The 25,509-nt window shown below is 62.4% G+C and carries 28 protein-coding genes; 16 read left to right on the top strand and 12 right to left on the bottom strand.

The features are described 5' to 3' along the window. Positions 1 to 8 precede the first annotated feature (8 nt). From AC2TC0_RS04830 to AC2TC0_RS04820, 3 genes are all read right to left on the bottom strand, one after another. Complete coding sequence (locus AC2TC0_RS04830) at positions 9 to 518, bottom strand: MaoC family dehydratase (protein ID WP_484716345.1); 510 nt, start codon at positions 516 to 518, stop codon at positions 9 to 11. After that, positions 511 to 1,338 carry an HpcH/HpaI aldolase/citrate lyase family protein gene (locus AC2TC0_RS04825; protein WP_484716344.1) on the bottom strand — a complete coding sequence of 276 codons (828 nt, stop codon included), beginning with the start codon at positions 1,336 to 1,338 and terminating at the stop codon, positions 511 to 513. The genes AC2TC0_RS04830 and AC2TC0_RS04825 overlap by 8 nt, the downstream gene beginning before the upstream one ends. A 62-nt stretch (positions 1,339 to 1,400) precedes the next feature. Beyond that, positions 1,401 to 2,084, bottom strand: a complete 684-nt coding sequence (locus AC2TC0_RS04820) for a hypothetical protein (protein ID WP_484716343.1) — start codon at positions 2,082 to 2,084, stop codon at positions 1,401 to 1,403. Between the two features lie 209 nt (positions 2,085 to 2,293). Here AC2TC0_RS04820 and AC2TC0_RS04815 point away from each other — a divergent pair, with 209 nt between their 5' ends. The 7 genes from AC2TC0_RS04815 (at position 2,294) to AC2TC0_RS04785 (ending at position 11,077) form a co-directional block, all read left to right on the top strand. Continuing rightward, a complete protein-coding gene (locus tag AC2TC0_RS04815; protein WP_484716342.1) occupies positions 2,294 to 4,822 on the top strand; it encodes a TonB-dependent receptor in 2,529 nt (842 codons plus the stop codon). A gap of 144 nt (positions 4,823 to 4,966) precedes the next feature. After that, complete coding sequence (locus AC2TC0_RS04810; protein ID WP_484716341.1) at positions 4,967 to 5,545, top strand: hypothetical protein; 579 nt, start codon at positions 4,967 to 4,969, stop codon at positions 5,543 to 5,545. Then, positions 5,542 to 6,798, top strand: coding sequence for an MFS transporter (locus AC2TC0_RS04805; protein ID WP_484716340.1), 1,257 nt, complete (start codon positions 5,542 to 5,544; stop codon positions 6,796 to 6,798). The genes AC2TC0_RS04810 and AC2TC0_RS04805 overlap by 4 nt, the downstream gene beginning before the upstream one ends. Continuing rightward, positions 6,798 to 8,354, top strand: coding sequence for an FAD-binding oxidoreductase (locus AC2TC0_RS04800; RefSeq protein WP_484716339.1), 1,557 nt, complete (start codon positions 6,798 to 6,800; stop codon positions 8,352 to 8,354). The genes AC2TC0_RS04805 and AC2TC0_RS04800 overlap by 1 nt, the downstream gene beginning before the upstream one ends. A gap of 13 nt (positions 8,355 to 8,367) precedes the next feature. After that, positions 8,368 to 9,519, top strand: coding sequence for a nitrilase-related carbon-nitrogen hydrolase (locus AC2TC0_RS04795; protein WP_484716338.1), 1,152 nt, complete (start codon positions 8,368 to 8,370; stop codon positions 9,517 to 9,519). Beyond that, a complete protein-coding gene (locus AC2TC0_RS04790) occupies positions 9,516 to 10,724 on the top strand; it encodes a class I SAM-dependent methyltransferase (protein ID WP_484716337.1) in 1,209 nt (402 codons plus the stop codon). Before AC2TC0_RS04795 ends, AC2TC0_RS04790 begins: the two co-directional genes overlap by 4 nt. Continuing rightward, complete coding sequence (locus tag AC2TC0_RS04785) at positions 10,721 to 11,077, top strand: hypothetical protein (RefSeq protein ID WP_484716336.1); 357 nt, start codon at positions 10,721 to 10,723, stop codon at positions 11,075 to 11,077. The genes AC2TC0_RS04790 and AC2TC0_RS04785 overlap by 4 nt, the downstream gene beginning before the upstream one ends. 25 nt (positions 11,078 to 11,102) lie before the next feature. Here the strand turns inward: AC2TC0_RS04785 and AC2TC0_RS04780 are convergent, their stop codons facing one another. Beyond that, the gene (locus AC2TC0_RS04780) at positions 11,103 to 11,708 is read right to left on the bottom strand and encodes a hypothetical protein (protein ID WP_484716335.1); all 606 of its coding nucleotides are present in this window, start codon (positions 11,706 to 11,708) and stop codon (positions 11,103 to 11,105) included. Positions 11,709 to 11,883: 175 nt separating this feature from the next. Here AC2TC0_RS04780 and AC2TC0_RS04775 point away from each other — a divergent pair, with 175 nt between their 5' ends. From AC2TC0_RS04775 to AC2TC0_RS04765, 3 genes are all read left to right on the top strand, one after another. Next, a complete protein-coding gene (locus AC2TC0_RS04775) occupies positions 11,884 to 12,600 on the top strand; it encodes a hypothetical protein (RefSeq protein WP_484716334.1) in 717 nt (238 codons plus the stop codon). Positions 12,601 to 12,722: 122 nt separating this feature from the next. Beyond that, on the top strand, positions 12,723 to 13,175 hold the full coding sequence (locus AC2TC0_RS04770; RefSeq protein WP_484716333.1) for a c-type cytochrome: 453 nt from the start codon (positions 12,723 to 12,725) through the stop codon (positions 13,173 to 13,175). Next, positions 13,172 to 13,834, top strand: a complete 663-nt coding sequence (locus tag AC2TC0_RS04765) for a cytochrome b/b6 domain-containing protein (protein WP_484716332.1) — start codon at positions 13,172 to 13,174, stop codon at positions 13,832 to 13,834. The genes AC2TC0_RS04770 and AC2TC0_RS04765 overlap by 4 nt, the downstream gene beginning before the upstream one ends. Here the strand turns inward: AC2TC0_RS04765 and AC2TC0_RS04760 are convergent. The 7 genes from AC2TC0_RS04760 to AC2TC0_RS04730 all read right to left on the bottom strand — a co-directional run bounded on the left by AC2TC0_RS04760 (position 13,831) and on the right by AC2TC0_RS04730 (position 19,388). Beyond that, positions 13,831 to 14,289, bottom strand: coding sequence for a DUF1330 domain-containing protein (locus AC2TC0_RS04760; RefSeq protein ID WP_484716331.1), 459 nt, complete (start codon positions 14,287 to 14,289; stop codon positions 13,831 to 13,833). The genes AC2TC0_RS04765 and AC2TC0_RS04760 overlap by 4 nt on opposite strands. After that, on the bottom strand, positions 14,286 to 14,711 hold the full coding sequence (locus AC2TC0_RS04755; RefSeq protein WP_484716330.1) for a hypothetical protein: 426 nt from the start codon (positions 14,709 to 14,711) through the stop codon (positions 14,286 to 14,288). The genes AC2TC0_RS04760 and AC2TC0_RS04755 overlap by 4 nt, the downstream gene beginning before the upstream one ends. A 29-nt stretch (positions 14,712 to 14,740) precedes the next feature. Then, positions 14,741 to 15,280: a VOC family protein gene (locus AC2TC0_RS04750; RefSeq protein ID WP_484716329.1), complete on the bottom strand. Its 540-nt coding sequence runs from the start codon at positions 15,278 to 15,280 to the stop codon at positions 14,741 to 14,743. Positions 15,281 to 15,330: 50 nt separating this feature from the next. Continuing rightward, positions 15,331 to 16,758, bottom strand: a complete 1,428-nt coding sequence (locus AC2TC0_RS04745; protein WP_484716328.1) for an aldehyde dehydrogenase family protein — start codon at positions 16,756 to 16,758, stop codon at positions 15,331 to 15,333. Continuing rightward, positions 16,755 to 17,687, bottom strand: coding sequence for a polysaccharide deacetylase family protein (locus AC2TC0_RS04740; RefSeq protein WP_484716327.1), 933 nt, complete (start codon positions 17,685 to 17,687; stop codon positions 16,755 to 16,757). Before AC2TC0_RS04740 ends, AC2TC0_RS04745 begins: the two co-directional genes overlap by 4 nt. Further along, the gene (locus AC2TC0_RS04735; RefSeq protein WP_484716326.1) at positions 17,684 to 18,583 is read right to left on the bottom strand and encodes a polysaccharide deacetylase family protein; all 900 of its coding nucleotides are present in this window, start codon (positions 18,581 to 18,583) and stop codon (positions 17,684 to 17,686) included. The genes AC2TC0_RS04740 and AC2TC0_RS04735 overlap by 4 nt, the downstream gene beginning before the upstream one ends. Before the next feature lie 124 nt (positions 18,584 to 18,707). Next, positions 18,708 to 19,388: an isochorismatase family protein gene (locus AC2TC0_RS04730; RefSeq protein ID WP_484716325.1), complete on the bottom strand. Its 681-nt coding sequence runs from the start codon at positions 19,386 to 19,388 to the stop codon at positions 18,708 to 18,710. Between the two features lie 78 nt (positions 19,389 to 19,466). Between AC2TC0_RS04730 and AC2TC0_RS04725 the strand changes: the two genes are divergently transcribed. The 6 genes from AC2TC0_RS04725 to AC2TC0_RS04700 are packed head-to-tail and all read left to right on the top strand — an operon-like array spanning position 19,467 to position 25,340. Beyond that, complete coding sequence (locus AC2TC0_RS04725) at positions 19,467 to 20,831, top strand: alpha/beta hydrolase (protein WP_484716324.1); 1,365 nt, start codon at positions 19,467 to 19,469, stop codon at positions 20,829 to 20,831. A gap of 1 nt (position 20,832) precedes the next feature. Continuing rightward, positions 20,833 to 21,315, top strand: coding sequence for a DUF3598 domain-containing protein (locus AC2TC0_RS04720; RefSeq protein ID WP_484716323.1), 483 nt, complete (start codon positions 20,833 to 20,835; stop codon positions 21,313 to 21,315). After that, entirely contained in the window at positions 21,312 to 22,658 is a 1,347-nt protein-coding gene (locus AC2TC0_RS04715; RefSeq protein ID WP_484716482.1) for a 3-isopropylmalate dehydratase large subunit, read from the top strand. Before AC2TC0_RS04720 ends, AC2TC0_RS04715 begins: the two co-directional genes overlap by 4 nt. Beyond that, entirely contained in the window at positions 22,655 to 23,251 is a 597-nt protein-coding gene (gene leuD / locus AC2TC0_RS04710; RefSeq protein ID WP_484716322.1) for a 3-isopropylmalate dehydratase small subunit, read from the top strand. Before AC2TC0_RS04715 ends, leuD begins: the two co-directional genes overlap by 4 nt. Next, the gene (locus AC2TC0_RS04705) at positions 23,248 to 24,162 is read left to right on the top strand and encodes a hydroxymethylglutaryl-CoA lyase (RefSeq protein ID WP_484716321.1); all 915 of its coding nucleotides are present in this window, start codon (positions 23,248 to 23,250) and stop codon (positions 24,160 to 24,162) included. The genes leuD and AC2TC0_RS04705 overlap by 4 nt, the downstream gene beginning before the upstream one ends. Then, the gene (locus AC2TC0_RS04700) at positions 24,159 to 25,340 is read left to right on the top strand and encodes a CaiB/BaiF CoA transferase family protein (RefSeq protein ID WP_484716320.1); all 1,182 of its coding nucleotides are present in this window, start codon (positions 24,159 to 24,161) and stop codon (positions 25,338 to 25,340) included. Before AC2TC0_RS04705 ends, AC2TC0_RS04700 begins: the two co-directional genes overlap by 4 nt. Here AC2TC0_RS04700 and AC2TC0_RS04695 read toward each other — a convergent pair. Beyond that, complete coding sequence (locus AC2TC0_RS04695; RefSeq protein ID WP_484716319.1) at positions 25,337 to 25,483, bottom strand: hypothetical protein; 147 nt, start codon at positions 25,481 to 25,483, stop codon at positions 25,337 to 25,339. The genes AC2TC0_RS04700 and AC2TC0_RS04695 overlap by 4 nt on opposite strands. Positions 25,484 to 25,509: the final 26 nt, after the last annotated feature.

The raw sequence follows: 25,509 nt of genomic DNA, 5'->3' as shown, positions 1-25,509 counted from the left end.
GTTTGTCCTCAATCGTCGGCGGGGCCGTGGCCGCGTTTCCACACCAAAACGGTGCGCTTGTAGGTGCTCACCACCGTGCCATCCTGTTTCTTGCCGATGGTCTTGAACGTCACAATGCCCTGGTCGGGGCGTGATTTGCTCTCGCGCTTTTCCAGCACTTCGCTTTCGGCATAGAGGGTGTCGCCGACGAATAGCGGTGCGGTCATCCGCACCTCGTCCCAGCCCAAATTGGCGATGGCCTTGCCGCTGGTATCCGACACACTCATCCCCGTCATCAGCGCGATGGTCAGCGGGCTGACCACCAGCGGCTTGCCGAATTCGGTCTTTTCGGAAAAAGCATAATCGAAATGCGCGGGGTGGGTGTTCATCGTCAGCAGTGTGAACCAGACATTGTCGGCGTCGGTGATGGTGCGACCCGGACGATGTTCATAGATGTGGCCGACGACGAAATCCTCAAAATAGCGGCCCTGCACCTCACGGAAACGCCCGGGGGCGACTTCCTTCACACTGTCACGCATCGATCCGATCCTTCAAAGCCAATATCTGTTCAAAGCGGCGCACCACGGGGGCCTCTAGCATTTTGCCATTGTGGCGAATGGGGCGGTATCCGCCCGCCGCAAAGGCAGCAAGCGCGCTCTCGGCCTCGGCAATGTCGGCGGCCTTGGGGCGGAAGATATCGTGGATGACCGCAATCTGCGCCGGGTGGATTGCCGCTTTGGCAGCAAAGCCCAGTTCCTTGGCGCGGCGACATTCAGCGGCAAGGCCAGCCGGGTCGTCCATATGGATGAAAGGGACGTCGAGTGCGGGTTTGCCGACCCCCGCCGCTGCCATGACGAGCTGCGCACGGGCGAGCGCCAGCGGTTCCCATGCCAAAGGCACACCCAGTTGCGCCGAAAAATCGCCGCCGCCGAACATCAGCATCGCCGTGGAAGGATCGGCGGCAATGGCGTCTGCGGCGCGCAGCCCGGCAACGGTTTCAATCAGCGGCACGAAGCGCACCGCGCCATCGGCCAGCACGCTGCGCAACTGCGCCAGCTCGACCGGCGATTCGACCATCGGGACAAACACCAGCGCCGGACGCATGGCCGCCGCTGCCAGCGCCAGCGCATCAGCCAGCCCCGCGCGGGTCATCATGCCATTGATACGGATGGCAAGGCGCGCATCATCCAGCGCCCTGATTGCGTCGAGCGCCGCCGCCCGTGCAGCATCCTTTTCTCCGGGCGGGACGGCATCCTCCAGATCAATGCACACGCAGTCCGCGCCGCTCGCCAGCGCCTTGGCAAAGCGGTCGGGCTTGGTCCCCGGCACGAACAGCATTGATTGGATCGCCAAAGTCATCGCCGCCTTTAATTTGTCCGGACAAATTTTTAGTCAAGCAGTTTCGCCGCAACCGCGCGCAATTACCAAGCCGGTTTGACCACCCCGAGCCAGCCTGTGACCAGTAGCAACGCGTAAACGCACCAAACCCAGCGGCGCGTGCGGTTCATGGTAGCGAGAAGCGGTCCTTCGGTCGCATCGCTTGACCCTTCGCTGAGCAATTTGCCGAGCTGCGCACCGACCGGCTTGAAGGTCACGTCAATCATGATCGCGGCGACGAAGATCAGCCCAAACAGCAAGGCCTTCGCCGCGAGCCAAGGCTGGTCGATGGGATGTCCGCTGACCAGCGATTCGACGCCGAGCAACAGATAACCAGCCGCCAGTAGCCAACGCAGCCACCCTTCCCATTTGCGGTTGCGCGCGGCGCGCGGCGTCATGTCGTGGGCATGTGCGTCGAGCACCAGCCACAGCCAGAAAAGGCCGATGACCCAGCTGACCGCCACCATGGCAGGCCACACCGGCCACCACCCGCCGAGCAAGGATAGGGTCAGCGATACCGGCACCATCAGCGCCCAAGCGGCGCGAGGCGCGAGGTCGGTAATCACGAGCAGCTTCAGCAGCGCAATGCGCTGGTCGAGGGTATATTGGGTGCGTTTGCGGAAATGTTGGCCCAGCACGAACACGCCGATATCGCCGCCCAGCCAGGCCACGAACAGCAGCACATGGACATAGAGCATTGTCGGATATGCCAGCGCCGCCCAGTCCATACCTGCCCCTCTTTTGTAATCTTGCTGCGCCCGTAGCGCCGATTCTGCAACAGATAGCGCTCGCAAACAGGCCAATACGCAATCCTGCTTGACAAGCCGCATAGTGCATGAAAGTTGTCCGGACAAATAAAAATGTCCGGACAACCGGATGCCGGTACGCTGGGGAAGCAATAGTGGCGGATTACGCCGGTCCAGAGGAGTCAAAGCCCATGTTCAAGCCCATATTGCTCGCCAGTGCGGCGCTGTCTGCCCTCACCGCAATGCCTGCGCTCGCGCAGGATTCAGCGCCCGCCGAAGAGACCAGCGGCATCGCCGACATCGTCGTCACCGCGCAGCGGCGCGCCGAAAATGTTCAGGACGTGCCCATCGCCATTTCGGCATTTTCAGCCGAGCAGCTGGAGGCGCAGGGGGTCAGCAACACGCTGCAGCTGGGCCAATATGTCCCCAATCTGGTGGCCCAGAACAACACCGGCATCGGGTCGGCCAACGCCTATTTCCTGCGCGGGTTGGGTTCGACCGAAACCATTGCCACCTTTGACCCGCCGGTCGGCACCTATGTCGACGATGTCTATCTGTCGCGCCAGAACGCCAACAATCTCGCCTTGTTCGATGTTGAACGGATCGAGGTGCTGCGCGGGCCGCAGGGCACCTTGTTCGGCCGCAACACCACCGGCGGCGCGATCAACGTGATCATGGCGCAGCCGGGAGACAGTTTCGGCGGCTTTGCCGAAATTGGCTACGGCCGGTTCAACAAGACGCTGGCGCGCGGCTCGGTTGACCTGCCGCTCGCCGATACGCTGGCGATCAAGGTCAGCGGCTATTGGCAAAATGACCGCGGCTATGCGCGCAATGTCACCACCGGCGAGCGGCTGAATGACGATGATGGCTGGGGCGCGCGGCTGGGGATTGCCGGCGAGTTGGCCCCTTGGGCGCGCTGGAGCGCGGGCTATATGCACATCGTATCGAAGGGCGACAATATATTGAATTTCAATTGTAATCCGGCCAATCCGGCCGATTGCAACGGGCGCTTCATCACAACCGGGCTCAGCAAGGCTGATGGCCCGCCTTCGCCCTATGCCCCGGTCGTCGTGACGGGACGCAAAGCCAATTACGGCTTGGGCCAGGAAGCGGTCAGCGACATCATTACATCAAACCTGGCGTTCGACTTGAATGACGACACGACGCTCAGCTTCATCACGGGCTATGTCAGCCTGAAGCAGCAATTCGCCTATGATTTCTTTGACGGACGCGGCGGGCCATCGATCACCACGCCCTTCCCGGCGGTGCGCGGGTTTGCGCGCGGCGGTTTTACCATCCTCAATGACGGCACCCACACGCAGTTCACGCAGGAAATCAAACTTAACGGACGGCTCGCGAACGGCTTCATCGATTATGTCGCCGGTGCCTATTACATCAACGAGCGCAACCGCACCGATCTCGCCGACCTGTTCACCCTGTCGCCGACAACAACGCTGGTGCTGGGTGACCGCGTGCTGCGCAACGCCACCACCGCCTATGCCGGGTATGTCCAGGCCGATTTCAACCTGTCCGACCAGTTCAAGCTGACCGCCGGGGTGCGCTATACCGACGAGGAAAAGCGGCTGCGCTTCAACGACAATCGCGCCTCGTGCAACGATGGCACGGTCGAGGCGACGTGTCTGGTCAACGCCAATCTGGTGGTCCCCGCCAACGGCACTACGGTTACCACGCCGCAGGTGATTCCGACGCGGCAAAAGGCAACCGAATGGACGCCTCGCTTTGCCGCCAATTTCACGCCCAACAATGACCTCCTCTTCTTTGTCAGCGCGACGCGCGGGTTCAAATCGGGCGGTTGGAACGCGCGCGCGACCGCGCCGTCGCAGGCACTGCCCTTCGACCCCGAAAAAGTGTGGAGTTATGAGGCGGGGATGAAGGCCGACCTGTTCGACCGCCGCGTGCGCGCGAACATTACCCTGTTCCAACTCGATGTCAGCGATCTGCAGATTCTCGCCGGGCTGCTCAACACCACCACCGGCGCATTGACCTTTATCACGCGTAACTTCGCCGATTATCGCAACCGCGGGGTGGAAGCCGAATTCACCTTCGCGCCGGTCGACGGCCTCAACCTCTATGCCAATATCGGTTATCAGGACGACAAATACCGTGTGCCGCAGAACGCGCCCGCCACAGATCGGTTCGGCATCCAGTCGGTTGCGGCGCAGCAGGCCTCGTGCCTCGCCGCCATTGCGGCGGGCAAGGTGCCGGGCGGCCCCAATGTCCCAGCAACGCAGCCGTCGATCACCGCCTGCGCGGCGGGCATTGTCACCGCCGACGGCAGCATCGCGACGCCGGTGCGCACACCGCGCTGGTCGCTGGCGCTAGGCGGCAGTTATGCGGCCGAGTTGGGCGGCGGCTGGACACTCGTACCGTCGGTCAATGGCACGTACCGGTCCAAACAAGAGGTCGCGATTGCCAACCTCAGCATCTACAACGCGCCAGTCAGCGGCGTGAACCAGCCCGCGACCGGCCCCTTCCCCGGCAACCCATTCGGCAATGGCGATTTCATCACCGGATCACAAAGCGATGCTGCGTGGATCGTCAGCGCCGGACTGACGCTGAATGCCCCCGACAAGCGCTGGTCGCTGGCGGCGGAATGCACCAACTGCCTCGGCGAATCCATCATCCAATCGGCGCTGTCCAATTACAGCTATCTCAATCGCCCGATGGAATGGACGGTGCGGGCGAAGTACCGGTTCTGACGGATGGGCGGTTTCGAACCCTTGCCGTGCCGACGGGGCCGGATCGAATACCGCCATCGCGATAGTGGCGCGGTCTGGGGGCAAGAGGAGCTTCGGATTACCCGCGGTGTCGATGGCCTCCACGTCTTCGCCGCGCATTGTGAAATGCGGTTTGGCGATGACCATGTGGTGCGCGACAGTGTGCTTTCCGTCCACCCAGATTTCCACCCGCATGATGCTTTTGTCCGGATTATGAACCATGGCCGGGTCACCGGCACCGGCTGGTTCCGCTTCACCGACAGCGTGGCGGAGTGCGAAAGCTGGACCGAGGCGGAAGGCCGCATTTCGCAGCGATTCCCGATCATGCGCCCCATTCGGGGCCTTGGCATTCATGCGGTGCAAGGCGATGGTTGGCTGGGTGCAACCTTTCCCTATGAAAAGGGTCCGGGGCATGTGCAGTTCTTCGGCCGCAATCTGTTGCACTCGACGCACCATTTCGGCGCGACCGGCCCGTTCATTACCACCACCGAAAGCGGGCTTCGCTATGTCGCGCGGGAAACGGTGACGGTGCCTGCGGGCACGTTCGATTGTGACCGTATCGCCTTTGTCGGGCTGACCAACAACCATCCCGACTATGACATGTGGCTGACCACCGACGGCGATTTCATCTATGTGAAGGGCGAGGTCGGTGGCTATATGAACTCTGTGTTCGAACTTGCCGAACTGAAGGGAAACCCGCTTTGAAAGCACCGCCGGACCAGTCCGAATTCAAACTTGGCTGGAAAGTGCTGCTGGCGGGCGTTCTGGGGGTGGCGTGCGGGGCGTCGCCCATCCCCTATAATGTCATCGGTTTTACCGTCGATCCGATCATCGCCGAAATGGGTTGGACCCGCGTCCAGATTTTGACGCCGATTACGATATTCGGGGTCATCGCCTCTTGTCTGGCTCCGGTGTTCGGCTGGATGGCCGACCGGTTCGGGGTGCGTCCGGTGGCGCTGGCTTCGCTTTTTGCGTTCGGGGTGGCTTTCGCCGCCATCTCGCTGACGCCGACTGGGTCTGGGCCGACGACGCTCTACACCTATTATGCGCTGTGGGTACTGGTCGGACTGGTGGGCATAGGTTCGACACCGGTCACATGGAGCCGTGCGGTCAATCTATGGTTTTACAGGCATCGCGGCCTGGCGCTCGGCATTTTGCTGTTGGGCACCAGCTTTGCTGCGATGGTGGTGCCAAAACTGGCAGTCTGGGCGATTGCCGAATTAGGCTGGCGCGCAATGTATTTGGTGGTTGCGGCGCTCCCTTTGCTGGTGGCGCTACCCATCGCCTTTCTGTTGTTTCGCGAACCCAGCGCTGCCGAGCGCCCCGCCGCCATTACTAGCGGCGACGGCCGACTGACCGGCGTGCGGCTGGCCAGTGCGCTCAAGGATTTTCGTTTCTGGCTGATCTGGCTGTCGATAGCGTGCATTGCCATGGCCTTTGGCGGCTTTTTCATCAACCTGCCCGCGATGCTGGGCGACCAGCAGATCGGGGCCGAAGATGCTGCGAGCGTGATGGGCATTTTGGGCATCGGCATATTCGCAGGGCGGCTGATTACCGGGGCGCTGCTCGACCGCTTCTGGCAAGGCTGGGTGGCATTCCCACTGCTGTGCCTGCCTGCGATCAGCTGCCTTATCATGCTGGGCGATGCACCGACGCTGCCGCTGGCAATGCTCGCCGGATTTCTGCTCGGCTTTGCCGCTGGGGCGGAGAGCGACCTTATCGCTTATTTGACCGGTCGGTATTTTGGCATGGCGCATTACGGCAAAGTCTATGGCATGCTCTATATGCCCTTCGGCCTGTTTTCCGCCATTTCGCCGATCGTCTACGCGCGCGTGCGCGATGTTTCGGGCAGCTATGATCCGATCTTGCAAGTGGCGCTGTTCGGCTTTCTGGTCGGCGGCGCGCTGCTCCTGCTGCTCGGCCGCTACCCCGAACTGACGGTTCCGGAGAAAGGGTGATGGCCACGCTCGCGCCCGCTGCCAACGGCCTGATAGACGCGCTCGCCGCGAGCGGGGCAGAGGTGCTGACCGACGCCGCGAGCCTCGATTACTTCGCGCATGACGTGTTCGCACGCGGCGCCGATCTGGCCGCTGTCGTCCGCCCCGCCGACACAGCGCAGCTATCCGCCGCCGTCGCCGCCGCCACGCGCGCAGGGCATGCCGTCGTCGCGCGGGGCGGGGGGATGAGCTATACCGGCGGCTACACGCAAAGGCTGCCGGGCGCGGTGTTGATCGATACCGCCGCGATGGACAAGATCCTCGATATCAACGCGACCGACATGAAGGTGACGGTCGAGGCGGGGTGCACCTGGGCCAAGCTGTATAACACCTTGAAGCCATTGGGGCTGCGCACGCCCTTTTGGGGCACATTGTCGGGGCTGAAGGCCACTGTCGGCGGGGGGATGAGCCAGAATTGCCTGTTCTGGGGATCGGCACGGCACGGTAGCGGGCCGCAAAGCTGTTTGGCGCTAACGATAGTGCTGGCCGACGGGACAGTGCTGGACACGGGGAGCCGGGTGGCCCGGCCCTATGGCCCCGACCTGGCCGGGATGTTCCTGGCCGACACCGGCGCGCTGGGGATCAAGGCGACAATCACACTCAAACTGGTGCGCGAGGCGGCGGCGCATGGCTATGCCAGCTTTACGTTCGAGACGCATCGCGAAGCGCTGGGCGCGCTCGCGGAGATCGAACGCGCCGGGGTGGCGACCGAGATATTCGGCTTCGACCCCAATTTGAACGCCATCCGCATGAAGCGCGACAGCCTGGCGTCCGACGCTAAGGCGTTGGTGGGGATGATGAAGGCGCAGGGGTCGGTGCTGAAGGCGCTGAAGGAAGGCGCGAAGGTGGCGCTGGCGGGACGGGATTTCATCAAAGAGGCGAGCTATTCGCTGCATGTGCTGACCGAGGCGCGGCAGCAGTCGGCGGCCGATGCCGACATTGCCGAGGCGCGGCGGATCGCGCTGGCGCACGGCGGAGCGGAAACCGAGAATACCATCCCCAAAATCATCCGCGCCAACCCGTTCGGGCCGCTTAATTCCATGCTCGGACCAGAGGGCGAGCGCTGGGCGCCGGTGCATGGCATCGTCGCGCACAGCCGTGCCGTGGCCTGTTACGAAGCCATAATGGCGTTGTTCGCCGCGCGGCGGACCGAGATGGAGACGCATGGCATCCACACCGGCACGCTGATCACCGCGCTGGGGGGGCAGGGCACGCTGATCGAGCCGTGCCTGTATTGGCCCGATGCGTCGAACCCGCTGATCGATGCGACTGTCGAGGCCGCGCATCTCGCCAAACTGCCCAAACGCCCGCACAACCCCGCCGCATGGGCGCTGGCCAAAGAATTGAAGGCCGCCATTGTCGATATCTTCTTCGATCACGGCGCGGCGCACTTCCAGATCGGGCGCACCTATCGCTATCGTGACAGTTTGGATCCGGCGGCGGACGGGCTGCTGCAGGCGGTCAAGGCGCACCTTGACCCCTACGGCCGGATGAACCCTGGCGTGCTGGGGCTGTGAGGCCCGGTGCGCGATGGAGTTAAACCGCCGCCACGCGCTCGCCGCCGCACTTGCCAGCGGTGCGATCTTGCCCGAAGGATTGGCGGCGATGGAGACGCGTGAATTGTCCGTGAGCGCCCCTGCGCCTTTTGCCGCCGTGGCGATGCAACTGACCGCGCGCTCGGTAGAGCGGCTGAGAACGCGCGCCGAGGTGACGGCGCAGATCAAAGAGCAGGTCGCCGCCATCACTCCGCAGATCCGTGCGGCCACGATCTTTATCCAGCAGTATGGCGGCGCGCCGGTGAAGCTGGCGGTGCTGCCCGAATATCTCTTCACCAGCTATCCCGGGCGTATCGGCATCAGTGAGTTTGCCGAGCTGGCTGCGTTCGACATCGACGGGCCCGAATATGCCGCGATTGCAGCGATGGCGATGGACCTGAAGCTGTTCATCGCGGGCAACGCCTATGAACGCGACAAGAATTTTCCCGGCATCTATTTTCAGGCGAGTTTCGTCATCGCCCCCGATGGCCAGACGGTGCTGCGCTATCGCCGCCTGAATTCGATGTTCGCGCCGACACCGCACGATGTGTGGAGCAAATATCTGGACATTTACGGTCTCGATGGCGTTTTTCCGGTGGCGCGGACCGAGATTGGCAATCTGGCCGCGATTGCGTCCGAAGAAATCCTCTACCCCGAAATTGCGCGGGCGCACGCGCTGCGCGGGGCGGAGATTTTTGTGCATTCGTCAAGCGAGATTGGCTCGCCCATGGCAACGCCCAAAATGATCGCCAAACGTGCGCGAGCGTTCGAGAATTTGACCTATGTCATATCTGCCAACACTGCCGGAATTGTATCAACGGCTTTGCCCGAGGCTTCGGCAGACGGCAATTCGATGGTCGTCGACTGGAAAGGCAATGTTTTGGCGCAGTCCAATTCGGGAGAAACCTTTACGGCCTTCGCGGACATCGATCTGGCCGCGCTGCGCATGGCACGGCGTAAGCCAGGGATGACCAACACCTTGTCGCGGCAACGCAATGCGCTGTTCGCCGAAACCTATGCTGCCGACACGCACCTTCAGGCTGACAATCTGATTGAGAACGGCGTTGTGAAGACGCCTGGCCGTGACCATTTCAAGCGGGTGAGCGAGGAAACCATCACCCGGCTCGCCAAGGATGGATTGATATGAGCAAGACGGACGTGCCCCCGCCTTATACAGCGGTGACGCAGCATGCGATGTTCCCGAAGCCGAACCATGACGAGGCGGCCCGGTTCAATTTCCTCGCAAACCTGAATCGCTATCTTTCAGGTGAAATCGGCGCGGGCAACAGGCTCGCTTATGAGCGCCGCGTGCTGCCCGCTTTCAAGGCAGAGCATGGCCGCGAGCCAGTGGACCGGCATGAAGTGCGGCACGCCATGAACAAGGATGGGTGGCACCGTTTCTGGTCGTCGCTGAAACGCAATTCGATGGAAATGCGCCAGCAAAATGGCCGCGCCATGGTCCTGCGCCAGCTCGACGAACTCGATGCGATGGCCCGGCAGTATAATGAGGGGCGCGACACGCTGAAGCTCGACGCAAGCGTTGCGGTGCCCCGTTACCAGGCGGCGGTCGATATTCACTGCATGCCCGGCAGCTATCATGGCGAGGAACGCCCGGGCGATGTATCGGCTGGTGCCAATTATGATTGCGGCATCTTTGCCACCACTGGCGGCGCGCTAGGGGCGCTGAACGATGGCGGCGGGCAAGCAGTGGCAGCGTGGATCAAAAAAGAACACCCCGATTGGCAGCCGAAACGCATTCTCGATATCGGCGCAACGGTCGGTCACAATGCCGTGCCGATCGCACAGGCCTTTCCCGATGCCGAAGTGATCGCAATCGATACCGCCGCGCCATCGCTGCGCTATGGCCATGCCCGGGCACAGGCGCTGGGGGTGAAGAATATCCGCTTCATCCAAATGAATGCCGAAGAAATGGACGCGTTTGCCGACGAGAGTTTCGACTGGGTGCAGACCACAATGTTCCTGCACGAACTGTCCAACAAGGCGCTGCCGAAGATCATCGGCGAAGGTGCTCGCGTGCTGAAGCCCGGCGGGCTGATGTTCCATATCGAACAGCCGCAATATTCGCCCGAAATGCCGCTGTTCGAACAGTTCATGCGCGATTGGGATGCGTTCAACAACAATGAGCCCTTCTGGTCAGCGATGCACGCGCTCGATTTGAAGCAGATCATGGAAGACAAGGGCCTGCCAAAGGCCGGTCAATTTGTCGTCGGAGTGAAAGCCGTGGTCGATGAGAGCATTTTCCCGCCATCCCCCGAAGGCGGCGAGGAAGATTATGGCCGCGCCGCGATCTGGAATGCCTATGGCGCGTGGAAGCCAGAGGCGGCGCAATGACCGAAGATCTCGACTGGATTTCGCGCTCTGGCTTGAAGGCCAAGGGCAAGCGCCCGCAATTTCTGAATCCGGAGGACGACCGCATCCTGTCCATCCTGATGGCGCTGGTCGGCGAAGTATCGGTCATTCGGGAACGGATGGATACGATCGAACGGCTGCTTGACGCCAAAGGCACAATCAGCCGGGCCGATATTGAACGCTATGCGCCCGATATGGAGACGGGACGCGAGCGCAACCTGATCATCCGCGAATATATTGCCCGCGTCATGCGCGGTGTGCAGCAGGACATGCAGGCGCTTGCCGAGCTGGAGCCGCCGATCGAGGATGTGGTGAAGGAAATGGAGGCGGGGTGAACACCCGCCGCCCATGCCCCGCCTTTCAAAACGGCTTGGTCGCACCCAAGAAGCAAATTCCTGAAATCGTTATCCAATAGACATATGCCGCGATGCGGGCCTGGGCGATCTCTCGATCCAATTTGGCTTGGATTGCTGCATTGGGTCCGGCAGCCAGTTCGCGGAAATAGACCGTCCACTGGCGCATCACGAAACGCAGGAACAAGCCAATGCACAGTGAGAAGGCATATAAGATCATCTTGGTCGGGTACCAGAGGCTTCCCTGCCCCACCTCGATTGGCCCGCTTCCCAAGAATGCCATCACGGACAACAGGATAATGCCGCCGATCAGCGGGTAGCGCAGCAGCTCCTCGGCCCGCGTAATTCGGATCCCAATATCGGTTTCGCGCTTGATGAACGCGGCCCAGGTCATCCCCAGCCAGGCCAGAAAGAAACACCACATGGCCCATAGGCCCGCACCGCCGAGGAGCGGCACGAACCCATAGATATAGCCCATATGCAGACCGAGCGGAAACAACAGCACAATTCCGGTTCGCGCCAATATGTCAATACGATAGGCGGTTTCCATGTGTCGTTTGCGTTCGTCCAGCGGCAACGCCGAATTGGTGACATGATAGCTGGTCTGGAACACGCCCCATTCACCGCCCAGCCAATAAACCATCGCCAAGATATGCACCCAACGCAGCAGATCGACCTGTTGAAAATCCACCGTCACCCTCCCCCATTGTCAAATAGAATTTGTCCGGACAACTTTCGCTTGGCAAGCAAAAACTGGGGGCTATGAACGAGGGGCAGGAGACTATCCCATGAAACACCGCGTCATCGAGGGGCGTTTGGCCTATAGTTCGAAAAAGCCGGAGCGGTTGAACCAGCCGCGCGGGTTCGAAAGCTTCATGTTCACCCATCATGCCGACGGAAAGGTCGTATTGCGGGCGCATTGCGAGATTGACGAGCCAGAACCAACGGTAATGCGCGACATCATCTATGGCATTGACGAACATGGACAGCCGATGGACCTGCATGTCCGTCTGACCGTTGGTGACGCCTTCATGGGGACGGGCTGGTTGCGGTTCGATGGGCGGACCATCGAGTGCGAAAGCTATGGCCCGTCGATCGGCCGCCTGTCGCAGCGGGTTGAAGCGGAATTGCCTCTGGACGGATTCGGAACCCATCCGATCGTTGCCGACGGCTATATGCTAGGCTCGCACAAGTGGGAGCACGAAGGCGCAAGGCACAAATTCAACTGTTATCTGCCCAGCCCCGACCATCGCGGCGCGACGCCTCCGATGATCGCGCAGGTGAAGATCGATGGCATTTTTGTTGGCAGAGAAGAAGTCACCGTTGCAGCTGGGACCTTTCCGGCGCGGCATTTCCAGTTTGTCGATGACGGCAGCGCGGGCATGGCTGGTGCCCATCCACCCTACGACTTATGGATTACCGATGACGCGGACTCCATCTTTCTAAAGGGCGGCGTGGGCGGTTATATGATGACCTGGTACGAACTGGTCGAGCTACAGCGCTAGCGAAGGTCGCTGCATTTTTCGAAAAACCGGCTGGGGCGTGGCAAGTCATCCGGAAAAGCCCTTTGCACCGGTCCCAAAGCGCGTTAGCTTTCCAACTCTGGGGGCGCAAAAGGAGTAAGTCCATGATCAAAGCCCGCTTTGCCGCCATCACCTTCGCCGCCGTCCTACTGGCGGTTCCGACCATTGCTGCCGCTCCCGACACGATCAAAGCGCGGCAGGATAATTTCAAGGCCATGGGCCGGTCGATGAAGCTGATCAGTGACGAGCTGAAAAAGGATGCGCCCGCCTTTGCTGTCATCCGGCGTGAGGCCGCTGCGCTGGAACGCGCAGGCAAACGCATTCCCGGGTTCTTCCCGCGCGGAACCGGCCCCGAGACAGGGGTGAAGACCGAAGCTTTGCCCGCCATCTGGCAAAAGCCGGTCGAATTCCGTGCCGCCGCCACCAAGCTGGATGGCGCCACCAAAGGGCTGCGCACCGCCGCCGCCGGAACCGACGCAGCGAAGGTGCGCGCCGCGCTGGGTGCGACCGGCGCCACGTGCAAAGGCTGTCACGACCAGTTCCGGCTGGATAAATGATACCGCCCTATCGGGCCGTACATCTGTGGGACTTGCCGGTGCGGCTGGCGCACTGGGGATTTGTCGTGCTGCTCCCGCTGCTGTGGTGGACCGCCGAGGAAGGCGACATTGAAACCCACCGGCGCCTCGGGATAGCGATGCTGTTCCTTGTGGTGCTCCGTTTGATCTGGGGCGTCATGGGCAGCGATCCGGCGCGCTTTGCCCGTTTCATCAAAGGGCCCGGCGCGGTACTCGCCTATTTGCGCGGCAAGCAAGCCGCACCGCTGGGCCACAACCCGCTGGGCGGCTGGAGCGTGGCGGCGCTGCTCGCCGTCCTATCGGTCCAGCTTGGCATGGGCCTCTTCGCGCAGGACGAATATGGGCTCGTCGCGGGGCCGCTCAACCATCTCGTCAGCTATGAAACGGCGGAGATGGTAACCGAATGGCATGAGACCTTTTTCAATGTCATCGTGACACTGGTGGGTCTGCATTTGGCGGCGATAGCGTTTTACTCGGTCGTGCGGCAGGACAATCTGATCGGCCCCATGTTGACCGGGCAAAAAGAGGTTGAGGATGATACCGCACAGCCGCGCATGGCCAATTGGCAAACGGTAATGCTGGTCGTGGTTGCCGCCGCCGCCCTGACGGCATGGATAGGGACGGGCGCGCCGCCTAGCTAATCCTTCGCCACCTGTTCCACACCCTTTGCATCAAATGCCGTGCGGTACGCGGCGTCGCCAACCTTGCCCACCATGTCTGCGCGCACCGGGATTTGGGCATAGACCGTGACCGTATAGTCGCCCGCCGAAGGGTTCAGCCGCAGCGGTTTGATTTTTTCCTGATACTCCTTGGAAAACCAGAAGGCCTGCGCGTTGGCGAGGCAGGGGAAGCGCACGATCAGTGTCGCCTGATTGGGCGGCACATCGCCTTCAAATACCGCGACCGGCACCGGGGCGTTGATGTAATAGCCGCCGAGCTGCTGATACAATCCGCTGTCAAAAATGGCCTTGGCATATGCCTGCATCCGCGCGCGGTCGTGCGTGGGGCCGGCCACCACCATATAAACGGGCGTGTCGCATGGCACCGAAGCCGCGGGTTCGCTGCCCACCATGGCCAGCATCAAAAACAAGCTCATCTGATCCTCCGCTCGTCGCACAGCGTCCGCTTCCACGGTTGCCCGTCCTGATACCAGTGCCAGGTGCGCATCCGGCTGAGCCCATCGCGGGCCATGTCGATGATTTCGACATAATGGCTGTCCGGTACGTCGCGGCGGTCAAGCCGCAGCATGATGAGATCGTCCTCCGTTTGCCAGCCGTGCCCCGTAAAACGGTCGGTGTCCCACATCAGCCGGTGACCAACAAGCGCACCGCCAAAATGAAATTCAGCCACACGTCCGTCGGCCCATCGCATCCGGTTGTGCTGAACATAGGCGTATGGGCCGGTGTCGGGCAGTTCGCATTGCGTCCAGACACGATATTCGTCGATCAGCGCGCCATCGACGCCAATGTGGCGATAGCTGCCCTCCCACACACCTTCATGCCGGAACATGGCCGGCATGACGGCTTGCAAGGCAGCACGCAGCCCGCTCATCCGATCAGCTGGTTCATTTCGATGAGCGTCCCGTCGGGATCAAAGAAATTGCAGCCGCGCACCTTGATTGGCGGCGCGCCATTGCGGCCCGGATAGCTCTGGTCGCGCGCTTGGGCAGTCATTGTCACGCCGGGCACCTTGGCGGCTTCGGCGCAGCGGCGATCAACATCATCCGTCTGGGTAATGATAACATGGCTGCCGATACCCATGCGCGTCGCATAGGGCCCGGGATCAGGCAGCTTTGGGTCAATCCATTCCATCAGGCCGATCCAGCCGATGAAGGGATCATTGCCGTTAAGGAGCACCAGCCGCGCCTTCGCCCCCGGTGGCCCGGCGGGCAGCGCGACGCCCGACATGGTGACCATAGTGTCGTAGTTGATCTTCATGCCCAGCACGTCGCGATACAGCCGCAGGCTGTTTTCCATGTCGCGCACGATCAGCGTCGTGCGGCGGATGTCGGTCGGCAACCGTTCGGCGCTGCGCTCAACGCCCGGCGAGCTGGTAACGGGCGCGCTGGCAGGGGCAGTTTCGGTCACATTGATGCTGCACCCGCCAATCAAAAATGCTGCGCACAATAATCCGGCTCTCATCCCTCCATCCCCTCTTCCGAATAGGCGGCCAATGGCAGCGGTTTGCCGAACTGGCGCAGCAGACTTTGCTTACGGAAGAAGCGCAGCAGACCGGTATCGCCCATCCGCGACGGCCCCAATCCCGACAGGCCAAAGCTGGATTTTTCCGCGTCCCATACCATCGACGTCAGTGCACCGTCATTGACCGACACCGCGCCGACGTTCAGCCAGCGCCCTACCGCCGACGCTTCGCCATCGGTTCCCGCCAGCACCGCACCCGACAAGCCGAAAACCCCGCTGTTGGCCAGCGTCAACGCTTCTTCGACCGTGTCAAACATCGTGACCGGAATAACTGGACCGAAAGTTTCCTCGGTCATCACCGCCATATCTGGCGTAACGTCGGCAAGCACCGTCGGGCGCAAATATAGCCCGCCGCCCAGTTGCTCGATTTGGCCGCCGCACAGCAGCCGCGCACCCTTGGCCAGCGCATCCTTGATTTGCGCATCGACGATCTCGGCCTGCCGCGCAAAGATAAACGGGCCGATATCGCCCTGCTCGATGTCGGGATAGTTGAGCCGCACTGCTTGCGCCGCCGCGACCAATTCCGTCAGAAACGCCTCGCCAATGCTGCGATCGACATAGACGCGTTCGATCGACTGGCACGCCTGTCCCGCGTTGACAACGCTGGCGCGCAATGCGGTTTGCGCGGCAGTGGCCACATGCGCGCTGGCAAGCACAATCATCGGATCCTTGCCGCCCAGTTCCAGGCTGGCGGGAATGAAGGCGCGCGCGGCGGCTTCGGCGACCTTGCGACCGGTCGCGACCGAACCGGTAAAGGCGATATAGTCGGCGCGCTCCACCAACGCTGCGCCCGTCGCACCATCGCCTTCGATAATCGCCAGCACGCTGGCAACTTCAGGCACAGCAGCCACCGCCGCGAGCAGGGGGCGGATGAAGCGCGGCGTGACCTCCGACGGTTTGACAATGACCGCGCTGCCCGCCGCGAGCGCAGGGATGGCGTCAATCAGCGCTAGCGTTAGCGGAAAATTCCACGGACTGATGACGCCGACCAGCGGATAGGCAACCAGCCGCGTGTCGATGGCAATGCCAGGAGTGGCGCTGTCCTGCCCCACCACCGTCGCATTTCGGATGATGGTTGGCGCGATCCCGGCCCAGCGGCGCAGTGATTGCGGAATGCCCGCTACCTCCAGAAAGGAAATCGCCTTGCGCCCAGTGTCCATCACCAAAGCATCGGCAATTGCGCTGGCATGCGCCGCGACGGCGTTGGCGAGCTTGAGCAGCAGGGCGCCGCGCTCTTCGGGTGTGCGCGACGCCCAAGCGGGCTGCGCGCTGCGCAGGCGCAGTTCGAGCGCATCGAGCGCGCTGTCGCGCAGCGGTGCGATGGCATAATCGAACTGGCCGGTGCGCGGATTGCGAACCTTCACTGCTGCCCCTTCTCCACCATATGCTCCCAGGTGGTGACGATATCCCCGCCGATGGCATTCCAGCATTCGGGACGCGTGGCAAGGTCCGTCAGCAAGGCTTCGAGTGCCCCAATCCGGTACGGCAGCGCCATGATATAGGGGGTGAGGTGCAGCGGCAGCATCCGCCCGCCGCCCTGCGCTGCCGCTTCGCGCGCCAGCCAGTCGAACGCATCGCGCATTTGCTGCGCATAGCTGTCGGCCGACTGCTGCTGCACGGTGATGATCTGGCGGTCGCTGAGTTCGTGATTGAGCGGCAGGTTGATGAGGCCGTTGCTGAAGCGATAGGGCAGTTCATCATTTACCCAGTCACAGCAAAATTTGACCCCGGCTTCGCGCAGCAGATCCGGCGTATTCCAGCTTTGCGAGCGCGCGATGGAGAGCCAGCCAGCGGGGCGCGTGCCGGTCGCCTGTTCGAGCGTATCGAGCGATTCGGTGATCAAGCCGCGTTCGTCGGCGATGGGCAGACCGCTTGCAATGGTGCCGTTCATGTCGGTCGAGTGCGCGATAATCTCGTGCCCGCCCTTGACGATATCGGCAATCAGTTCGGGGTATCGCCCGGCAATGGCGCTGTTGGTGGCAAAGCTTGCACGCAGCCCCGCGTTCGCAAAGGCGTCAAGCAGCCGGTAAACGCCCACCCGGTTGCCATAATCACGCGCGGTATAGTGGCGATAATCGGGATAGGCCGTTTGCATATGCCCCGGCGCGCGGAACGGCGCATCGCTGGGGGTGATAGGAAACCATTCGAGGCTGACGCAAAGCCACAGGGCAACCGATTTCCCATCGGGCCAGCGTACTGGCGCGCGTTCGTGCAGAGCAGACCAGGGGTAAAGACCATGGTCATATCCATGGCGGCGACGGGGATAGTGGAGGTAGGCGGGGTCAAGGGTCATGGCTCTCTCCCCTTCAGGGGAGACGGCTTTTGCTGCCCCCGCCACACGTCCACAATCTCCCCTGCGCGCGCAATCCAGGCGCGGCCATCCTCGGCGATGTACCGCAGCGCTTGCTCGAACGGACCAATGCGGTGCGGCTGGCCGATCAGATAGGCATGCAGCGGGATGCACATCACGGTGCCGCTCGCCTCACCCTCCGCTGCCAGCCGTTCATATTGGCGGATCAACGTGTCGGCATAGTCGCGTGGGCTCATATTATAGACGAAGAAGCCATAATGGTCGTTGACCTCTAGGCTGTAGGGGATCGACACGAGCCGCCCCCCCGCCGTCTTCACCGGCTGCACCTGGTCATCGTGATAGAGGTCGCAGGTGTAATCGAGCCCCATATCCTCGATCAGATCGAGCGTGCGCGGCGTATGGGTGAGCGCGGGGGCAAGCCACCCACGGATCGTCTGCCCCGTCGCCTCGCGCACAGTTTTGATGCTGTCGGCGATGATGGCGCGTTCCTGCGCCTCGTCCATGTCATAGGCGTAGCGGGTGTTGTAGATGCCGTGGCTGAAAAACTCCCACCCGCGCGCACCCGCATCGGCGACCACCTCGGGATGATGCTGGCACAGCGCGACCGACAGGCTGACCGAGCCAGGAAAACCATGCTTGGTCATTACCTCGGCCATGCGCCAATGCGAGACGCGGTTGCTGTGGTCGCGGTGGCTGTAGCCGACAACATCGGGGTGCGGGCGCGCCCACGCCTTGCGCTGCGGGTGCGCGGGCGGGTCGATTTCATAATATTCGAGGTTGGGCGCGACCCACACCGCGACGCTCTTGCCGCCGGGCCAGCTGATTTTGGGCCGGGCGCGGTAGGGCAAATAGTCATAAAGATTGGGGTCGGGGTTCATCTCCCCTCCCCTTCAGGGGAGGGGCCGGGGGTGGGGGCTGTCGGCATGGCGCAAGGGAGACAGTCCCCACCCCAACCCCTCCGCTGACGGGGAGGGGCTTTTTGCGGGCGGGGCGCACGCACCGTCACTGCCCCTCCAGCCAATCTACCACCGCCTGCACCGGTTCGACATCGGCATATTTGAGCTGCAGGTCAGTGAGATTGGCGAAGTGATAGCTTTCATGCTTGTCGGCGCAGGTTTCCATGGGAACGATGGTGCGATAGCCGTGGCTGAGCGCATCGACGGCGGTCGCACGCACACAGCCACTGGTTGAACCGCCGGTGACCACCACCGTGTCCACCTTGTGCCACACCAGATAGCTGGCGAGCGGCGTTTCAAAAAAGGCCGACGGCATACGCTTGGTGAACTGCATGTCGCCCGCGTCAATCTGGCATCGCGGGTCGAACGCGTGGCGTTCGCTGGCATATTTGATGTTTTGCAGGCTGTCGGGCGTGTTGGTGCGCGTGCCCCACACCCCTGCGTCGCCGGCATTATCCATATAGGCAACGCGCGACCAGATGACGGGCATGCCGCGCGCGCGGGCAAGGGCGGAAATGCGGTTCACATGCGCAATCTGGTCGGGGTCGGTTTCATAGGCGGTGGCGAACATATCAGTGCGCGTATAGGCCTGCTGAAAATCGACGTTGATGATAGCGAGCTTGCTTCCGAAACCGAACTTCTTGCGCGCGGGATTGGCCATGACCTCTTCAAAAATCTGGCGCGCGGTGCGCCCGTCGCTGACCATCTTGGTGCCGATTAATGTCATAGACCCTCCGCCGACCTTGCGCACTTGTGGACCAGCGACTATGCGCTTGTCGAGAGCAATTTGTCCGGACAACTTTTGATGCGGATTACGCGGCATTATCTGACCATTGGCGGCCGCCGCGTCCATTATCGCCGGGCGGGCAAGGGGCCGCCGCTGCTGATGGTGCACCAAAGCCCGCGCAGCAGCGCCGAATATGAAGATTTGATGCGCCGCTGGGGCTCAGAGTTCACTTGCATCGCCCCAGACACACCGGGATTTGGCCAGTCGGACCCGCTGGGCAAGGCGGATCCCGATATCAATGATTATGCCGATGCTGTGGTCGAATTCGCCCGCGCGCTCGGGCTGGCTCACACGGCCGCCTATGGCTTTCATTCGGGCGGGATCATCCTTGTTACCGCACTGAAGCGCCACCCTGAATTGTTCAGCGGACTGGCGGTCGGCGGCTATGCCATTTGGACGCCGCAGGAAATGGCGATCTTTGGCGAGGCCTATCTGCCGCCGTTCCGCCCGTCGCTCTATGGCGAGCATCTGCCCTGGCTGTGGCACCGCATCATGGAGCAAAGCTGGTTCTTTCCCTGGTTCGCCGTGCGCGATGGTGCGCGGCTGCCCGGCGCGCACGACGATCCCGCGCGGGTGCACGCCATCGTCATGGAGATGCTGGACGCGGGCGATGCCTATCGCGCGGGCTATGGCGCGGTGCTGCGCGCGCCGCGCGACATTCCGTCTGCCGATGCCGCGACGCCGCCGGTCCTGATTTCGGCCTATGACGGTGATCCGTTGCAGGCGCATATCGACCGGCTGGGGGACATGCCCCAAGGGTGGTCGGCGCGGAAGGTGGCGACAGCGGCGGAGCATCAAGCGATCAGTCTGGATTTTCTGCGCGCCAATGCGGGACCGGTCGTCGACCATTATGCCGAGGATGGCGATGCCGGATTTCTTCCAGTCGCGACCGACAGCTTTGATGGACTTATCCATTGGCAAGGTCGCGGCGATTTTGTTGCGGCGCATGCGCCAGGCAGCGAAGGGGCGCTGTTAGACGCCGGTAATGGAATTCGCATCGATCTGCCGGGCCACGGACTATCCTCTGACTGGCCGGACGGAGCGCCCACGACTTTCTCCGCTTGGCAGGGTTTGGGCAGTGCGGTCGCTGGCGCACTGACGGGCAAAGCCGCCTTTTCCTTGCCGGCATCGCCCGTCGGCGATCCCCAGCGCCTGTTTCCCGACCTGACCCCCGACCGGCACGGCAAACACCTTACCACGGCGTGGAGCATTGTCCGCGCGCGACACTTTTTCAGCCCATGGTATGAAGCCAAAGCGGCCAATGCGTCTGCCTTTGATTCCGCCACCATAACGCCCGAGCGGCTCGCGCGCGAACACCGCGCCCTATTGCGCGCAACATCCGCGCAAGCCCTCGCCCAAGCATTGCAACAGCAGGATGACTGACATGAATATTCGCGAAGCCATGCCGCTGCTCGCGCGCCACGAGGGCGTGTGGGACGGCACCTACACCTATTTCAACGCCGCCAATGAAAAGGTGGACGAACACAAAAGCCGGCTGTTCTGCCGCTTTCCCGATAGCGGACCCTTTCCTTATCACCAGACCAACCATTATACATGGGCCGACGGCCGCACCGAGGTGCGCGATTTCCCGGCCGAGTATCGCGATAGCCGCGTGTGGTGGGACAATGAACTGATCAAAGGTTGGGCCGCTGAAGTGGGGCTCGATGAATATAACCGCTCGGTGATGCTTTATTGGCAGCGACAGGGCGATCCTTCGCTCTATCTGTATGAGATGATCCAGATTTCGGACGACGGACTGAATCGCTGCCGCACCTGGCACTGGATTCGGGGTGGCATGCTCGAAACGCGGACGGCGATTCAGGAGACGTTTGTGACCCGGGACTGGCGGAGCTTGGAAGGGCAATAGTGCGGACGCTGTTCGCCAAAATCTGGGACGCACATGTCGTCGCCGATCTCGGCGGCGATGTGGCGCTGATCGCCATCGACCGCATTTTCCTGCACGAACGCACTGGCGCGGCGGCGCTGAAATCGCTTGCCGAAGCGGGGCGCAAGATCATCGACCCGGCGCGAATTTTCGCGGTGATGGACCATATTGTCGACACGCGGCCGGGACGCGGGGATGGGACTTTGATGGCGGGCGGCGCGGGCTTCATCACCGAAACGCGCGCCGCATGCCGCGACGCGGGCATCACGCTCTTTGACGTGAATGACCCCGATCAGGGCATCACCCATGTGATTTCGCCCGAGCTGGGTATCGTCCTGCCCGGCTGCACGCTGATCGCACCCGACAGCCATACGTGCACGCAGGGCGCTTTCGGCGCGCTTGCTTGGGGCATCGGGTCAAGCGAGGCGGAGCATGCCATGGCCACCGGCACGCTGCGCGTCGCGCGGCCAAGGACGATGCGCGTCACTTTTTCAGGGGAGCTTGCACCCGGAGTTACCGCCAAAGATATGATCCTGACTTTGCTGGCGCAGCATGGCGCGGGTGGCGGTGCGGGACATGTGGTCGAATTTGCGGGAGACGCGGTTGCCGCGCTCGACATGGAAGGCCGCATGACCCTCTGCAATATGGCGACCGAATTTGCAGCGTTCAGCGGAATTATCGCACCAGATGATACCACGCGCGCCTATCTGGCCGGGCGGCGCTATGCTCCCGACCCCCTGCCCGACTGGAGTGAATTGCAATCAGACCCGGATGCCATGTTCGACCGTGAAATCCGTATTGACGCTAGCGCCCTTCGCCCAATGGTCAGCTGGGGCACCTCGCCCGGGCAGACCATACCCATCGACGCCGTCATTCCGACGGATGCCGAGCCGCGTGCGCTGGCCTATATCGGGCTAGCGGCGGGGCAGCCGATTGCGGGCACGCCGGTCGACGCCGCCTTTATCGGCAGTTGCACCAATGCGCGGTTGTCCGACCTGCGCCGTGCCGCAGCGATTGTCGCGGGAAAGCGGATAGCGCCCGGTATCGCCAAGGCGCTGGTCGTGCCGGGATCGAGCGCGGTCAAGCGCGCCGCCGAGGCCGAGGGGATCGACCGCATCTTTAGCGATGCCGGGTTCGAGTGGCGCGAGAGCGGCTGCTCGCTGTGTTTCTACGCCGGGGGAGAGAGTTTTCCGGCTGGCAGCCGCGTCATTTCATCCACCAACCGCAATTTTGAAGGTCGCCAGGGCCCCGGCATTCGCACGCACATCGCCAGCCCAGAGGTCGTTGCGGCGAGTGCATTGGCGGGGATGATTGCGGCCCCATGACGCCCTTTCCCCAGCCACTTGTATCGGTCGCAGCGCCGCTGATTGTCGACAATATCGACACGGACACAATCATCCCGTCGCGCGAGATGAAGTCGACCGGCAAGACCGGCCTAGCCGACGGATTGTTCGCGCCCTGGCGCTACGCCGATGCCGATGCGCGGGTCAATGATCCCAAGTTCATACTCAACCAGCGCGACTTTATCGGCACCCGGTTGCTGCTGGCGGGGCGCAATTTCGGCTGCGGCTCAAGCCGCGAACATGCGGTGTGGGCGCTCAAAGAATTCGGCATCGATTGCATCATCGCGGTCAGCTTTGCACCCATCTTTTACAATAACTGCATTCGCAACGGACTGCTTCCCGTGATGCTCGATTTGCCGGCTATCAGAGGCATGATCGGACATATTGTCACCGTCGATCTGGCGGCGCAGACGGTGGGCGAGCATCACTTCGACATCGGTACAGAGGAAAAGGCGATGCTGCTGGAAGGGCTGGATGCGATCGATCTGACGCTGAAGCACCGCGATGCCATCGCCGCCTGGCAGGCGCGGGATAAGGCGAAGCGGCCATGGATTTACCTGGAGAAGCCCTCATGAGCTCAATCCTCATCTCTGAAGTCGGGCCGCGCGACGGGTTGCAGTCGATTGACCGGGTGATGCCGCTCGAAGCCAAAAAGGCATGGATCGCTGCCGAGGCCGCCGCCGGGGTGCGCGAGATTGAAGTGGGCAGCTTCGTACCGCCATCATTGTTACCGCAAATGGCCGATACCGCCGAGGTTGTCGCTTTCGCCAAAACCATCCCCGGTCTGAATGTGGTCGCACTGGTGCCCAACGCCAAGGGCGCCGCGCGCGCGGCCGAGGCCGGGGTGGACGCCATGTCCATCCCGTTCAGCATGTCTGAATCCCACAGCCTGAAAAATGTTCGCAAATCGCATGCCGAGATGATCGCAGAGATTGGCGCGGTGGCAACGATTGCGCGTGCGGCGAACATCCACTTCGCGGTCGGGCTTTCCACCGCCTTTGGCTGCACGATGGAGGGGGCAATCCCTGAGGATCAAGTCGTGCACCTCGCCGAAGCCGCCGCAGAGGCCGGAGCCATGGAATTCAGCCTGTCCGACACGACGGGTTATGCTGATCCGGCGCAGGTCAAACGGCTGGTGCGCAAGGTGCGCGCGGCGGTGGGGGCCGACAAGATGACGACGCTGCACCTCCACAACACGCGCGGGCTGGGCCTCGCCAATGCGCTCGCGGGATTGGAGGAGGGCATCACCACGCTGGATAGCTCGCTCGGCGGGATCGGCGGTTGTCCCTTCGCGCCGGGCGCATCGGGAAATATTGTGACCGAGGATCTGGCGTTCATGCTGGCGGCCATGGGGGTGGAAACGGGGATCGATCTCAACGCGCTGCTGAAAGTTCGCGACATTGTCGCGGCGGCGCTGCCGGGTGAGCCGCTCTATGGCTTTACCCCCGATGCCGGGCTGCCGCTGGGGTGGGAGGCGCGCGCATGAGTGGACCGACGCCGCTGTCCGGCCTGAAGGTCATCGAATTCACGCACATGGTGATGGGCCCCACCGTGGGCCATATCCTCGCCAGCCTGGGCGCGGAGGTCATCCGCGTCGAGCCCGTTGGCGGTGACCAGACGCGGCGTTTGCTCGGGTCGGGCGCGGGCTATTTCCCGATGTACAACCGGCATAAGGCGAGCATCTGTCTTGATCTGAAATCCGCCAACGGCCTGAAAATCGCCCGCGAACTCAGCGAACGCGCCGACATTTTGGTCGAAAATTTCCGCCCCGGGGCGCTCGACCGGCTGGGGCTGGGGTACGACGCACTACGCGAAGCCAACCCCCGCCTTATCTATTGCAGCGAAAAGGGGTTTCTGCCCGGTCCCTATGAGCAGCGCACCGCGCTTGACGAGGTTGCGCAGATGATGGGCGGTCTTGCCTATATGACCGGCCCGCCCGGCAAGCCACTGCGCGCGGGCGCGAGCGTGATCGACGTAACGGGCGGGATGTTCGGCGTGATTGGCATATTGGCCGCGCTGGAGGAACGCCACCGCACCGGCGCGGGCCAAATGGTCATGGCCAGCCTGTTCGAAACCACTGTCTATCTGGTCGGCCAGCACATGGCACAATATGCCGTGACCGGAAAACCGGCCGCCCCGATGCCGGCGCGCGTGTCGGCCTGGGCGATTTATGATGTGTTTGAGACGAAAGACGACCCGGTATTCATCGGCGTCGTCACCGACGCGCTGTGGCAGAAATTTTGTGCCCTGTTCGCGCTCGAAGCGCTGTGGGCGGACGAGAGTTTGCGCCGCAACAATGACCGGGTGTTGGCGCGCGAGCGCATCATGCCGGAAATTCGGGCGCTAATCGCGGGCTTCACCCGCGCCGAAATCATCGCGCGACTGGACGGCAGCGGATTGCCCTTTGCCCCTATCGGCAAGCCCGAAGAGCTGTTTGACGATCCGCATCTTGCAGCATCGGCCGGGCTTGAGCCGGTTAGGCTGAATAATGGCGAGGTTACGCGATTGCCCACTCTGCCGCTCATGATGGGGGGGCAGCGCCCTGCTGCCGCGGTAGAATTGCCAGCGCCAGGGGCCGACAGCGCGGCCGTGCTATCGGCGCTGGGATATGACGAAGCAGCAATAGCCGCGTTAATTGCGTCGGGTGCGGTTAGCGCGGATTAGAGCGGACGGCGACGGCGGTCGGCCAGCGCGCGGCGATCTTCACCCGAGCGGCGATCGGGGCCCTCATAGTCTTGATCTTCGACCGTGCGGCGATCTGTCGTACGGCGGCCGCTGCGATGACGACCTTCGGCTTTGCGATCCATCGTTCGTGCTCCGGTAAGCGGAAAAG

The sequence above is a fragment of the Sphingopyxis sp. sgz302558 genome, assembly GCF_057220455.1.
Note: the sequence above shows the minus strand (reverse complement) of the source record. Positions and strands in the feature narration are given on the sequence as shown.